General features: G+C 42.1%; 16 protein-coding genes. 11 read left to right on the top strand and 5 right to left on the bottom strand.

All coding sequences use genetic code 11. The features are described from left to right. Positions 1-22: 22 nt before the first annotated feature. Positions 23-1195 (bottom strand): PucR family transcriptional regulator, encoded by a 1173-nt coding sequence (locus ACNO7B_RS14965; RefSeq protein ID WP_410684583.1) that lies wholly within the window; start codon positions 1193-1195, stop codon positions 23-25. Between the two features lie 311 nt (positions 1196-1506). Here ACNO7B_RS14965 and ACNO7B_RS14960 point away from each other — a divergent pair, with 311 nt between their 5' ends. The 4 genes from ACNO7B_RS14960 (at position 1507) to yunB (ending at position 5008) form a co-directional block, all read left to right on the top strand. Continuing rightward, entirely contained in the window at positions 1507-2358 is an 852-nt protein-coding gene (locus tag ACNO7B_RS14960; protein ID WP_417901653.1) for a DUF72 domain-containing protein, read from the top strand. 63 nt (positions 2359-2421) lie between these two features. Beyond that, positions 2422-3795, top strand: coding sequence for a bifunctional metallophosphatase/5'-nucleotidase (locus ACNO7B_RS14955; RefSeq protein WP_417901652.1), 1374 nt, complete (start codon positions 2422-2424; stop codon positions 3793-3795). Positions 3796-3862: 67 nt separating this feature from the next. Then, positions 3863-4168, top strand: coding sequence for a YunC family protein (locus ACNO7B_RS14950; RefSeq protein ID WP_007500404.1), 306 nt, complete (start codon positions 3863-3865; stop codon positions 4166-4168). 69 nt (positions 4169-4237) lie between these two features. Further along, the gene (yunB, locus tag ACNO7B_RS14945; protein WP_017367991.1) at positions 4238-5008 is read left to right on the top strand and encodes a sporulation protein YunB; all 771 of its coding nucleotides are present in this window, start codon (positions 4238-4240) and stop codon (positions 5006-5008) included. Between the two features lie 78 nt (positions 5009-5086). Here yunB and ACNO7B_RS14940 read toward each other — a convergent pair whose 3' ends face one another. Beyond that, the gene (locus ACNO7B_RS14940; protein WP_410684587.1) at positions 5087-5551 is read right to left on the bottom strand and encodes a DUF2691 family protein; all 465 of its coding nucleotides are present in this window, start codon (positions 5549-5551) and stop codon (positions 5087-5089) included. 222 nt (positions 5552-5773) lie between these two features. On the opposite strand from ACNO7B_RS14940, the gene ACNO7B_RS14935 reads away from it, so the two are divergent. Continuing rightward, positions 5774-6004, top strand: a complete 231-nt coding sequence (locus ACNO7B_RS14935; protein WP_008346846.1) for a hypothetical protein — start codon at positions 5774-5776, stop codon at positions 6002-6004. 81 nt (positions 6005-6085) lie between these two features. Here the strand turns inward: ACNO7B_RS14935 and ACNO7B_RS14930 are convergent, their stop codons facing one another. Continuing rightward, on the bottom strand, positions 6086-7030 hold the full coding sequence (locus ACNO7B_RS14930) for a M23 family metallopeptidase (RefSeq protein WP_410684641.1): 945 nt from the start codon (positions 7028-7030) through the stop codon (positions 6086-6088). Between the two features lie 323 nt (positions 7031-7353). Here ACNO7B_RS14930 and lipA point away from each other — a divergent pair, with 323 nt between their 5' ends. Further along, on the top strand, positions 7354-8250 hold the full coding sequence (lipA, locus tag ACNO7B_RS14925; RefSeq protein WP_008360456.1) for a lipoyl synthase: 897 nt from the start codon (positions 7354-7356) through the stop codon (positions 8248-8250). Between the two features lie 39 nt (positions 8251-8289). Here the strand turns inward: lipA and ACNO7B_RS14920 are convergent, their stop codons facing one another. Next, on the bottom strand, positions 8290-8925 hold the full coding sequence (locus ACNO7B_RS14920) for a YhcN/YlaJ family sporulation lipoprotein (protein ID WP_007500413.1): 636 nt from the start codon (positions 8923-8925) through the stop codon (positions 8290-8292). A gap of 120 nt (positions 8926-9045) precedes the next feature. Between ACNO7B_RS14920 and ACNO7B_RS14915 the strand changes: the two genes are divergently transcribed. Genes ACNO7B_RS14915 through ACNO7B_RS14905 form a run of 3 tightly spaced genes read left to right on the top strand, consistent with a single transcriptional unit; the run spans position 9046 to position 10567 of the window. Next, positions 9046-9321, top strand: a complete 276-nt coding sequence (locus ACNO7B_RS14915) for a YutD family protein (RefSeq protein WP_008346837.1) — start codon at positions 9046-9048, stop codon at positions 9319-9321. A 19-nt stretch (positions 9322-9340) separates the two neighbouring features. Next, on the top strand, positions 9341-9775 hold the full coding sequence (locus ACNO7B_RS14910) for a DUF86 domain-containing protein (protein ID WP_017367989.1): 435 nt from the start codon (positions 9341-9343) through the stop codon (positions 9773-9775). Between the two features lie 21 nt (positions 9776-9796). Next, a complete protein-coding gene (locus ACNO7B_RS14905; protein ID WP_410684590.1) occupies positions 9797-10567 on the top strand; it encodes a TIGR01457 family HAD-type hydrolase in 771 nt (256 codons plus the stop codon). A 42-nt stretch (positions 10568-10609) separates the two neighbouring features. Here ACNO7B_RS14905 and ACNO7B_RS14900 read toward each other — a convergent pair whose 3' ends face one another. Continuing rightward, positions 10610-11110: a phosphatidylglycerophosphatase A gene (locus tag ACNO7B_RS14900; protein ID WP_024719755.1), complete on the bottom strand. Its 501-nt coding sequence runs from the start codon at positions 11108-11110 to the stop codon at positions 10610-10612. Positions 11111-11223: 113 nt separating this feature from the next. Between ACNO7B_RS14900 and yutH the strand changes: the two genes are divergently transcribed. Together yutH and ACNO7B_RS14890 are read left to right on the top strand one after the other, a co-directional pair. Continuing rightward, the gene (gene yutH / locus ACNO7B_RS14895) at positions 11224-12264 is read left to right on the top strand and encodes a spore coat putative kinase YutH (RefSeq protein ID WP_035389301.1); all 1041 of its coding nucleotides are present in this window, start codon (positions 11224-11226) and stop codon (positions 12262-12264) included. A gap of 74 nt (positions 12265-12338) precedes the next feature. After that, positions 12339-13307 carry a 2-hydroxyacid dehydrogenase gene (locus ACNO7B_RS14890; protein WP_417901651.1) on the top strand — a complete coding sequence of 323 codons (969 nt, stop codon included), beginning with the start codon at positions 12339-12341 and terminating at the stop codon, positions 13305-13307. Positions 13308-13443 lie beyond the last annotated feature (136 nt).

Raw genomic sequence — 13443 nt, 5'->3', positions numbered from 1 at the left:
ATGAGGCGTAAGAAAAAAAGATTCAATTGGAATCGGATGAAAGGTGCTTTTGAATCCGCAAAGCTAAGCGCAAGCGCAATGTTGCGTCAGGATCTTTTAGGCTGATCTGGAGCAGTTCTTCACATTTCTCCAGTCGATATATCACGGTGTTGCGATGAACAGATAAACGTTTGGCTGTTTCTGAAATATGGCAATGTGTTTCGACATAAACAGATAAGGTGTGGAGAAGGTTTGGATCGACTTGTGGTTGTTCATATAATGGGTGGAGATACCGCTCATAGAATGTTGTTAAATCTTTTGGTGGGATGAGCTTCAGTAAATCTGACACATCTTTTGCTTGATAGAACTGAATATATTCAGCTCGTAATGAGAGCTGGCCTGATTGCAGAGCATGGACAGCTTCACTGAATCCTTTTGGCAGATCGGTGATGAGATAATCGCTTAAGCTCACCCCAAAGGAAATGGTGGCATTCACATGCTGTTTAATAAGGATCTGCATTTGTTTTAAAAAAGAGCAGATCGATTTGTTCATTGCCTGCCACCCGCCAGTCTCTTCTATAAGGAAGATGCCGATATCTCCTTTGACAAAAAGAAAGGCGGAAAATGGACAGTGCGAAAGGGTGCTTTCAAGTAAAGCAAACACATCATCTACAAGGGTTTGCTGCTTAAGGAAACAAGAGAAATGACTGCTCTGATCAAGTTGACAGACAATACATAGATAGGGAATCGTTGTGTTTAATCCAAACATGCGTGCTAGGCGGGTGACATCTTGCTCTGAGGAAATCGTGCCCTCCATCCATTTGCGAAACCATTCATTTTTGGCTCGCTCTGTCGATTGCTTGATGGCATGTTGTTTGATTCGCAAAATGGACATGGCATTTACAGCTTGTACAATGGTCAAATGTAGCTCCATATCGTCTTGAGGATGAATGAAGGCGGGAACGACTAAATAATCACAAGCTTGTTCGTGTATATAGATAGGAAAAACAGAAACGCTTTCTTTTGAATGAATCATAGAAAAATAATGCTGCTGCGTACTGTGAAACAAGCGGAGCATTTGTATCCAATCTGGATTTGTCATACCTTGGGGTGAGGTGAAAAGAATACGTCCATACTGATTGATCAAATAGACAGGCTGATGAATTCTTTGGGCCACTTTTTGCAATGCTTCAACATGATGATCGACAATGTTCATATCCACTCATTCTCCTTTTTTAGAGCTGAAGCCTTTGGTGAAGATGAATAAAAAAATGGACAATCGCTGTCAAAGTCTCTGATATCAATTTTATGTTATCAGCTTCATTCAATTTAGATAGAAAGTTGTGATGTAATATCACAAAAAAGATGGCAGGGCAACATCACATCAGTCATCTTCATTCAGAAAAATGGGTAAATATGATATGTTGTAGACAGAAGAATTTCTTTCAGAAAGATGGGTATCCCAAGAAACAAAGACTTTCAATGGGAAAATCCGTTTAGACAAGCAAGCGGCAAGAGGTGAGATAGATGATTTATATCGGATTAACTGGCTGGGGAGATCATGACAGTCTGTACCCGCCGAGAATCGGCAGCTCTCAAAAGCTGTTTCACTACGCATCAACGTTTCCCATTGTGGAACTGGATGCAAGCTTTTATGCTGTTCAGCCTGAGCGCAACCATGAAAAATGGATAAAAGATACGCCAGACGCCTTTCAATTTGTTGTGAAAGCATATCAAGGAATGACTGGGCATCAAAGAGGCGAGATCCCGTTTGCTTCAAAGGAAGAAATGTTTGATGCCTTTATTCTTTCACTGACTCCTCTCATTCGAGCAGGGAAACTGGCGATGGTTCTGTTTCAATTTCCACCATGGTTTGATTGCAAAAAGGAGCATGTCCACTATTTAAGATGGTGTAAGGAGAAGATGGGGGACATTCCTTGTGCACTCGAATTCCGAAACCGAACTTGGTTTTCAGACGAGTTTTATGAACAAACCTTATCCTTTATGGAGAAAGAAGGGTGGATTCATTCCGTCTGTGATGAACCGCAAGTCGGAGAAGGGTCTATACCGCCAGTCATAAAAGCCACACACCGTGACAAAACATTGGTCCGTTTCCACGGAAGAAATAAACAAGGCTGGCTTTACCCGGCAGATCATGAGAACTGGCGTGAAGTTCGTTACTTATATTTATATAATGAAGCTGAACTAAAGGAATGGAAAAAGAACCTCGACATCCTGCATCAGCAGTCGAAAGATGTATATGTCGTATTTAATAATAACTCAGGCGGAGATGCGGCGACGAATGGCCAGCAAATGATTGATTTGCTGGATTTGACGTATTCAAGCTTATCGCCAAAGCAGTTAGATTTATTTAGTTAAACGAGAGCTGCGGCTTTCAACTTGAACGAGACGGTTCAGTGACAACTTGAGGGAGAGATCAACATGCTGCAAAAGCTATGGTTATATCATACAAACGACTTGCACAGCCACTTTGAAAACTGGCCAAAAATCGCAGCTTATATTGAAGAAAAGCGTCAAGTTCACGATCAGATGCTCTTATTTGATATTGGCGATCATATGGATCGAGTAAACCTTGTATCAGAAGCTGATTATGGAAAAGTGAATGTCAAACTTCTCAATCAGCTTGGCTATGATGGCGTCACAATTGGTAATAATGAAGGCATTACGTTGCCTCATGAGCAGCTCGACCAATTGTACAAAGAAGCGCAATTCCCGGTGATTTTATCTAATTTATTTGAAAAAGGCAAAAGACCATCGTGGGCAAAGCCTTATGAAGTGATCACGTTGAAAAATGGACTGAAGATCGCCGTCTTAGGGGTGACCATTGCGTATACACCTGTCTATGAAAAGCTGGGCTGGGACATTACAGACCCATTTGAGAGCATACGGGAGATGCTGCAAGAAGTGAAAGGACAAGCCGATGTCATTGTTCTTCTTTCCCATCTTGGCATCATCCATGATCGAGAGGTAGCCCATGACTTTCCGGAAATCGACATCATCTTAGGCTCACATACGCATCATCTTTTAGAACAGGGCGAGATGGATAATGGCGTTCTTCTTGCATGTGCTGAAAAGTATGGGCATTATATTGGCTGTGTCGAGCTGACCATTGATACAGCGAGTAGCGAGCTCATCGAGAAAAAAGCGACGGTGCAATCAGTCGACCAGCTGATCAGTGAATCCGATGAAGCGATCACGACTTTACAGAAAGCTGAAAGAAGAGCGAAGTCACTCATGCAGGAAAAAGTGACATCCATTAAATCAAAGCTCGAAACAAAGTGGTTTGATGACTCCCAGCTTCCGCAACTTTTAACAGATGCCATTAAAGAATGGTGCGAGGCAGATATCGGCATGATGAATGCAGGGATGGTGCTTGATTCATTAGAGGCTGGCATCGTCACTAGAGAAGACATTCACCGGATATGCCCGCACCCAATTAATCCAATCCGGGTGACGCTTACTGGGAAGCAATTGGTCGAAACAGTGTCTCGTGGCTGTGAAGAAAAAATGGAACAGCTACGCATCAAAGGCTTTGGCTTTAGAGGCGAACTGATGGGGAAAATGCTATACAGCGGTTTGACTTATTCATTAGAAGAGGGCGAAACCAAACGAGTAAAAGAGGTCTATGTAAACGATCAACTCGTCAAAGAAGATGATTCCTATACGGTTGGCACAGTGGATATGTATACACTTGGTTCTCTTTTTCCTCATATACGTGACCATGGACACATCGAATATTTCATGCCGGAATTTTTACGTGATGTCCTGAGCTGGCGATTGAAGGACGCAAAGTGAAATCCGCTCCAGCCTAACAACACTTGCCCTCCCTTCACATAGATTGTGTTGAAGGGAGTGAAGGGATATGGTGAATTTAACACCTATTACAATTGATGGCCATTCCTTTACAGCCGTCACCGTCAAACTGCCAAAGACCAATTTCATGGCAGTGACAAATGAGCATGGTTATATTATGTGCGGTGCACTTGATGTCGGGCTCCTAAATGAAAAGCTTGCAGATAGAGGAATCATCGCAGGAAGAGCAGTCGGTGTAAGAACCATCGAGCAATTGCTGGATGCACCTTTAGAATCTGTGACATATGCCGCTGAGTCACTCGGCATTCATGCTGGCACAATTGGAAGAGATGCATTATTAAAAATGGTGAAATAAAATGTACAGATGATTCCTATCCCCCCGCCTGTCTGCATACACTTGTAATGGAGAAGGGGGGATTTTTTATTGAGATTGAACCGCCGTTATCGCCCCTATAAAAAGGGCCCTCTGCCATTTCGTTACGTCATGCTGCTTGCCGTATTATTTTTTGTGCTCTCAACTGTCATTAGCCTATTTTTCATCAATCGTTCCATTAAACCAACGTTGATTCACATTGCTGAACTAGAAACAGAACGAATCGCCAATCATCTCATCCAATATTCTGTTCAGGATTTTGCAGATGATCAGGAGAATATGAAAGATATGGTTGTGATGAATACAAGTGAGAACGGAAAAGTGACAACTATCGACTTCAATGCGCAAGCAACATCGAAAGCAATGGCTGACCTGTCACGTCACCTTCAAAAAAATCTAGAGGACATTGAAAAGGGGAATTTTCAAAAAGAGGCAAAAGAAGCATTAAAGGATCAAACAGATGGACATGACGGCATTATATATAACATTCCGCTTGGGCAAGCGTCCGGAAATGCACTTATCGCCAACCTAGGACCAAAAGTGCCTGTACGATTTAGTGTCATTGGTGACCCGCATACAGACGTTGAAAAAAACATCAAGCCATACGGCATTAACAATGCCTTGATTGATATTAGTGTGCTCATTGAGGTGAAGGTGAGAGTCATCATCCCATTCGCCTCAGAAACCATCGTCGTCAAAAATTCCGTGCCTGTCTCCATCCAAGCCGTTCAAGGAGACGTCCCAGATTATTATAATGGCAGCGGAACAAATTCAGGCGCTCCATCGATTGTTCTGCCAGAGAAAAAGGAGAAGAAAGAATAACAGCCCAATGGACGAATTGGGCTGTTTTTTTCATACGCTGTGATTGCATATAGTGTTTTTGTGATGAACGTTTTGTTGTTACGAAACAGACAGTCTTGTCCTTGCATCATTTTCATCGGTGATATAGGTCACGTCTTCAAAGCCACATTCGACTGCATTCTTGTATAGCCATTCGAGTGTTCCCTTATTTTTGCAATAGATCGTGACATAGGAGCAATCGGCCACTAAAAGAACAAGCTCGCATTGGCTTTCAATAAATTCTTCATAGGTTTTAATATGAGACAATGTCCCTTTTGGATATGCTTGTAAATCGGCGAAAATCATATAATACGTCTTGTTTTCAATGAGGTGTTTGAGTTCTATACCGTCCATTTCTGTTTTACCTTCAGGAAAAAGTTCTTCATCTTTTTCGCTATCAACTAGTATATTCGAGTCTTCGGTATCGATTCGCCAGCTGAATTTGGTGATGTCGATCGGTTTTAGCACTTCTCCAAGGAAGACTCCGTATTCATTTGGAATGGTAAAGGTCATTCCTCTTTTCAAAAAACAACCCCCTAACTCTTTGTGAAGTAATCTTTCATTGGCTGCGATGCTTAGACTTTTTATGTGATCTGTTCATCTTATCCTAATTAACCACTTGATTCCATACGGATCACGTGCCATGATAAATGTTCAATGTTTTACTTTTTGAATAGTGTAGCTATTCTGAAGGCTGATTTTTCATGATCGTCAGTTATTTTAAAGTGAGAGGAGGATTTGATTGATATGAAGAAAATTCATGTAAGCGGGTTTTGTTTTTTAGTATTTGCCATTGTATTTAGTGCTAAATATATGTCAGCATCGATATTATTAGCTGGGAGTGACAGTTTGAGTGTCGACTTATTTAGAGGGATGTTTGACATGATTCCACTTGAAGTAACAGTTGTGTATCTCCTTTTTTTCATCATGGGTATTCTTTTTTTAGTTTTAGGATTGAAAGAAAAGCATAAGCAGTAACAGTAGACAAGTGATGACTGGGGAAATGTTGATACATATCAAAAGGAGAAGCAAGCGGTATCGCTAAACTTCTCCTTTTATTTATCGACGTTTCCGCTCGGCTCTTTCCCATGCCCTTAAATGAGGGTAAGGATCAAACGACCATTCAGTTCGTCCATTGTCTTTATACATGCCGTAATGGAGGTGTGGCGGGAATTTTCCTGCTGTGCCAGGTGGACCGTAACCGGAGCTTCCGACTGATCCGATGACTTGACCAGGTTCAACAATCTGCCCAGCTTTGAGTCCTTTTGCAAAGCCATTTAAGTGGGCAAAATAATGATAATGATTATGAATATCTCGAATGCCGATCCGCCAGCCACCAAAGCGATTCCAGCCTTTCATTTCAATCACGCCGTACGATGTCGCACGAACAGGAAGACCGTAATGAGCAAAAAGATCAGTGCCCTCATGAATTCTTCTGCCTCCAAAGCCTCTCGCATCACCCCATGTACTCCTGTAGCTGTAGTCAGCGCCAACCGGAAGAGGAAATGCATGCTTTCCGAGATCAAGATGGCCGTAATGCTGATAGAGCTTCATAAAAGATGAAATGATTCCAACGGTTTGATCACGTCCGTAATAATCCCACAGCGCGATTTTTAATTGATCGATGCTGCTGCCGTAATGGAGCAAGTATTGAGCAAACGTGAACAGGACATCTTCATCGTTATCGATTTCTGCTTTTCCATCCCCATTACCATCAAGCCCAATACCGTCGAACACTTTAATGCTTAATGGAGAGGTATCCTGCTTATTTGGATTTTCTGGTCCTATCCACATTTCCCGGGGAATGTAGATGCCAATCACACCTGTTTGTTTTGGTAAATCTCTTCTGCTTTTGCGGATATTGTGTTCATACTGATCAACCGCAGCAAGTACATACCACGGGACCTGTGTGGTGAAGGCGATCTTTTCATACAGTGCCATTCGCTGTTTTAATTCATCGGGCTGTTTGTTTGTCCCTTGTGCATGGACTGATGCGGGAATCATTGAAAGAGCGATGATGATCGCTAAAACCACTTTCACAAACGTCCATCTCCTTTCTTCGAACATCTCTTCTACCGTTTAGTGTGGTTTGATCACGTTATTTCATAAGAAGAAAATGTTAGTAATTTTCTTCTGTTATTTTAGGAGTCTTTTGGGTATTTTTGCAGCTCATTCCCTTGTTGTTCAATCTGTACTATGTTAAAGTGTCTAAAGAAAAGGCCTTAGGCCGAAGATTCAATTTTTTGCGGCAACAGCTGCATCCATCGTATATAGCAGGAAGATGATTGTATATGCACCTTTAACGAATTCATATGGAGATGATGGAATTGGCAAAGAAGGAAGAGCACGTAAGAAAACCGGACTGGCTTAAAATTAAGCTGAATACGAATGAAAACTATACCGGTTTGAAAAAAATGATGCGGGAAAACAACCTGCATACCGTTTGTGAGGAAGCGAAATGTCCGAATATTCACGAATGCTGGGCAGTGAGAAGAACTGCTACATTTATGATCCTCGGATCTGTTTGTACGCGCGCATGCCGTTTCTGTGCGGTGAAAACCGGACTTCCTACTGAGTTAGACTTGCAAGAGCCAGAACGCGTGGCAGATTCAGTGGCTTTGATGAATTTAAAGCACGCTGTTATAACAGCGGTTGCAAGGGATGACCAAAAAGATGGCGGAGCAGGCGTATTTGCTGAAACTGTTCGTGCCATTAGAAGAAAAAGTCCTTTCACAACAATTGAAGTTCTCCCTTCAGACATGGGTGGCAATTATGATAATTTGAAAACGTTAATGGATACACGCCCTGATATTTTAAATCACAATATTGAAACAGTACGCAGGTTAACACCAAGAGTTCGTGCACGGGCTACATACGATCGTTCATTGGAATTCTTGCGTCGTGCAAAAGAAATGCAGCCTGACATTCCAACGAAATCAAGCATTATGATTGGACTTGGTGAAACGAAGGAAGAAATCATTGAAGTTATGGATGATCTTCTTGCTAATAACGTTGACATCATGGCAATTGGTCAGTATTTACAACCGTCGAAAAAGCATTTGAAAGTGCAAAAATACTACCATCCAGATGAGTTTGCAGAGCTGAAGGAAATTGCCATGTCAAAAGGCTTTAGCCACTGTGAAGCTGGACCGCTTGTCCGTTCTTCTTATCATGCAGACGAACAAGTAAACGAAGCGTCTAAGAAGCGTCAAGCGCAAGCATAACAAAGAAAACGCCAGAGCTCTCTGGCGTTTTTTCTCGTATTAATTTTGGCCGTAAGGTGCGTTTCGTCTCATGGTCCGATCGGAATTCGTCATACCATTGGCATCTTCTTTCGTTGAAATATCTCCGCCTTGAGGAGAGTATTTCATTTGTTGAATCGTTTTCGTTAAAATTTGATCAAAATCACGTGAATTGGTTTGAAGACGTGAAAAATTGGCAATGGATTGAAAATGCTCTGGGTTATCAGAGACGTACACATGATAATAACGAGGGAGAACAGAAACCGCTGTTTTTTTCACTTGATCGGCTGATTCATCTCGGTTTTTGTTGCCTGTTCGATACACAATGAGGGCATCCTCGTCTGTGACAAGTGTTGCTGCATCCTTTATATTTGGCAGCTGGATGGCTAAACTTGTAATCACGTGGGCAAGATGCTCACGATTTAAAGCAGGGGTTCTTTCCTTCTGATCGGTTACTTGCTGGCGCTGATAACGAACATAGCCTGCTCGATTCGTATCTGCTTCTGGCATGTTGGAATTATTTCCTTCATGACGATCAGACAGGCGGATTGTCTTGCTGGAAGAATCTTCATCCACTTGCCGGTTCATGCCTGATTGAAAGCCGCACCCGCCTAAAAGCATGCATAGGAGAATAGTGGCTGTCAGTTGTTTCATCATAAATGTGACCTCCTTTTTTCTTTAGCTTCGGCTAAATCGGAAAAAACATGCTTTAGCAATTGATGGAGTTGTTCCAATGAATTATCATTAAAGATGGATCGTTTAAAAAGAGGTGAGAAGATGATCGTCATTCAGAATGCTACCTTTGATCTTGTCAGAGAAATCAAAGACGGCTTTGATGAGGAAGCGTTTAAAGCAAGGTACTCAGATATTTTAAATAAGTATGATTATATTGTGGGGGATTGGGGCTATAACCAGCTTAGGCTGAAGGGGTTCTTTGATGACCAAAACCAAAAGGCCACATTCGATACAAAAATCAGTACACTCGATGAATACATTTATGAATACTGTAATTTTGGCTGTGCCTATTTTGTCTTAAAGCGGATTAGAAAATAACGCAAAGGGGAGCGTCATGATGTATTTCGTAGACAGAAAGAAGATTGAAGAGACATTACGTTTTTTTGAGGAGCAATATAATTTGATGCGCAGTCATCAAACATGGTCAAGCCCTTTAGAAAAAAAAGCGCTGGAACGAATTGTTCATTTGCTCGTCGAATGTATTCTTGATACAGGAAATGATATGATTGACGGCTTTATCATGCGGGACCCAGGAAGCTATGACGACATCATGGATATTCTTGTGGACGAAAAAGTTGTACCAACAGAAGAAGGCACTCACCTGAAAAAACTGGTCTCGTGCCGTAAAACACTTGTTCAGCAATACCAAGAAGTGGTTCATCACGATTTGTTGCAGGTCATCAGTGAGGTAGAACAGGCGCTGCAAGTCTTCCCGAATCGAATTCGCACTTACTTGGAGCAGGAGCTTGGACCAGTATCAGCGTTTAAATAAACCATTGGAGTTGTAAGCAGCATGAAATACAAAGGCTATTTAATTGATTTAGACGGGACGATGTATAAAGGAACAGAAAAGATTGAAGAGGCGGGGCAATTTGTTCACAAGTTAAATGAGTTGAACATCCCTTATTTGTTTGTCACGAATAACTCTTCACGCACGCCGAAGCAAGTAGCAGAGAAACTGGTTTCATTCGATATTCCAGCAACGGAAGAACAAGTCTTTACAACAAGTATGGCGACGGCAAACTATATCGCAGAACAAAAGAAAGATGCCTCGGTGTATGTGATCGGAGAAGAAGGCATTCAGCAGGCCATCAAAGAAAAAGGCTTGTCGTTTGGTCAAGAAGACGCTGATTTCGTTGTCGTTGGAATAGACCGCGGTATTACATATGAAAAACTAGCGGTAGGAGCCATTGCGATCCGTCAAGGTGCACAATTTGTTTCAACAAATGGAGATATTGCCATTCCGACAGAAAGAGGGCTGTTACCTGGAAATGGATCGTTAACATCTGTGCTGACGGTTACAACAACAGTGCAGCCAACATTTATCGGAAAGCCAGAGTCTATCATTATGGAACAGGCCATGCGGGTGCTCGGGACAGATGTGTCAGAGACGCTCATGGTGGGCGATAATTATGATACCGATATTATGGCAGGGATGAATGCAGGGATGGATACACTGCTTGTCCATACAGGCGTCACGACAAAAGAGCTGCTTCAGAAATATGACAAACAGCCAACCTATGTCATTGATTCATTATCTGAGTGGATTGAACGATTATTTTAATGAAAAGAGGACAAGCGTCAGACGCACGTCCTCTTTTTTGTTTTATTCTGCATTTCTCGCACTATGTGCCAGTCTGCTTGATGCTGCCGCAGCAATAGCACCGACAATGTCATCTAAAAAGGTGTGGCATTCGCCTGAGGATTTATCGTTGAGTTTCCCAAGAATCCCTGGTTTTTCTTTATCGATATATCCGTAATTCGTAAAGCCGATGGAGCCATAAATATTAACGATGGCAAAGGATAAAATTTCATCCACACCATATAGACTTTCATCTGTTTCAAGAATGGATTGCAGCGGTTCTGTCAGCTTTTTTTGCTCAGCGAGAACATCTAGTTCAACGCCTGTTAAGATGGCATTTTGGACTTCACGTTTTGCGATGACACGTTCCACATTGTGGATGCACTCTGTCATGTCTAAGCCAGGATGATATTTTTCCTGTAAAAAGAAGACAAGGTCTGCTATATCTTGAATGGTTACGCCTCGTTCTTGTAAACGGCGTCTTGCTGTTTTTTCTACTTCGTTCATCTCATGATGATGCGGCATGTTCCTCACCCAATCCTCGTAATTTGTCCACAACGTGTGAAAAAGCTTCGGATAGTAAATAGTATTCATAAATCCCTCAACCTGCGACTACGATATGATAAGAGACTGATTTTATGAACGCAGGTGAAATCATGAAAGAAACCATTTATCACACATTTGGTATTGATGTGCGTCAATTTATGCCATATGGCAGTTATCAGAGCTTTCAAACGGCGAAAGCCCTCTTCATCATTGTTCCCGTGTCTCATTTGCGAGAAGAAGAACTCACAGAGCTTTATCATATCAGTCAGTATTTACTGAATGACGGTGACCCATACGTTGCCGTGTTTGAATTAACAAACGAAGAGAAACCGACTTTTACCCATGGAAAAGAACTGTACGCTCTATTAAAGGCAGCACCGCGGGTTACAAGCCGCTCATTTCAGCACGCATCAGAGCTGGCGGCCTTTCATGTCAGGGGGAGAGGGTTTCCTTATGAGGTGTCTGAAACAAAACGTGTCGGAGCTTGGAAGGAATTATGGGCAAAACGCTTAGACCAGCTGGAAGGCTTTTGGATGCAGCAAATGCATCAAAAACCACTTGAACGATTTGAAAAGAAATTTATTGAATCCTTTCCGTATTATCTCGGATTAACGGAAAATGCAATTCAATATTTAGTGGATACAGAGCTTGATGATGAACCAAAAGAATGTGATTCAGGTACTGTTTGTCATCAGCGCTTTTCACGTATGACCTGGCCACATGAGCAGCCGCTTCGTTTACCTGTTGACTGGGTATTTGACCATCCAACAAGAGACATCGCAGAATATTTAAGAGAAACCTTTGTCCAGCATAAGGAGGATTTAATTGAAGAGGGATTCTCCTTTTTGCAGCAATATGAGCAGGTTACGCCTCTTTCATCATTTTCAAAGCGTCTGCTGTACAGCCGTCTTCTGTTTCCGCTTCATTATTTTGAAATTGTCGAAGGTTATTATATGTCAGGAGAAAATGAAAAATCTTATTATGAAGAACGATTAGATTACGTTTTAAATGATGCGAACCGCTACGAATATTTTCTCAAGGTGTTTCAAGAATTGAGTGCCATGCGCAGCGGTGGGCATCTCATTCCTCCTGTTGGATGGATTCATCAATCCGCTGATTTGAAGTTTCAGTGAACAGACGAAACGTCTCTTTTCTCTTGAGGCGTTTTTCGTTATGCTTAAAGAAATCAACCAAAGGAGTGTTCTTCTTGACGAAACCTTATGTCTATATCACAAGAAAGCTTGATGAAACAACACTTACACCATTAAAAGAAGTCGCTCATATTGACATGTGGACGAGCGAGGATGAGCCGTGTCCAAGAGAAGAGTTAGAAAAACAAGCGGCTCAAGCAGATGGGCTGCTCACGATGCTGTCAGATCAAGTAGATGAGGCACTTTTATCAAATGCTCCAAATCTAAAAGTGGTCGCGAATCTCGCGGTCGGCTATGACAATATTGATCTAAAGGCAGCTAAAAAGCACGGGATCACGGTATGTCATACACCGGACGTCTTAACAGAATCGACGGCTGATTTAGCTTTTGCGCTTTTGATGGCGTCAGCAAGACGAATTGTCGAAGCGAGTGATTGGATTAAGGATGGGAACTGGACAGGCTGGGGACCGCTTCTTCTAGCCGGTGCTGATGTTCATCATAAAACGTTAGGGATTGTCGGAATGGGCAGTATTGGAACCGCACTGGCCAAGCGGGCAAAAGGTTTTGATATGAATGTTCTGTATCATAATCGTTCAAGAAAGCCAGAAGCAGAAGCGCAGCTAGGTGTGACCTATGCCGCATTTGATGAGCTGCTTACGCAGTCTGATTTCATCGTTTGTTTGACGCCTTTAACGCCTGAAACGAAAGAAATGTTTAATAAGAAAGCATTTGAGCAGATGAAGAACACGGCTTACTTCATCAACGTTTCAAGAGGGAAGACGGTAGACGAAGATGCTTTATATGATGCTGTCACGACAGGAAAAATTGCAGGAGCAGGTCTGGATGTATTTAGCAAGGAGCCAGTCAGCCCAGATCACCCGTTAACGACATTACCAAATGTGACAGTGCTTCCTCATATCGGAAGTGCAAGTGTTGAAACGAGAAAAAACATGATGCATTTATGTGCTGAAAATATTGCGCTTGTCCTGCAAGGTCAGCAAGCCAAAACGCCAGTTCAGGCGTAATCTCAAGCTTCCCGGCTTCGGGAGCTTTTCTCACAAAAATATTTTGAAAATATAGAATCTTGATATAAATAGCTGTTAAGCGGTTTCATTCTCATATTCTCTTATTTTATTACCTTGTCAAAATGAGGATACCCCT

It is taken from the genome of Bacillus sp. AK25 (genome assembly GCF_048270685.1).
Lineage (GTDB): Bacteria > Bacillota > Bacilli > Bacillales > Bacillaceae > Bacillus > Bacillus altitudinis.
This window is presented reverse-complemented; position numbering and strand designations above follow the sequence as displayed.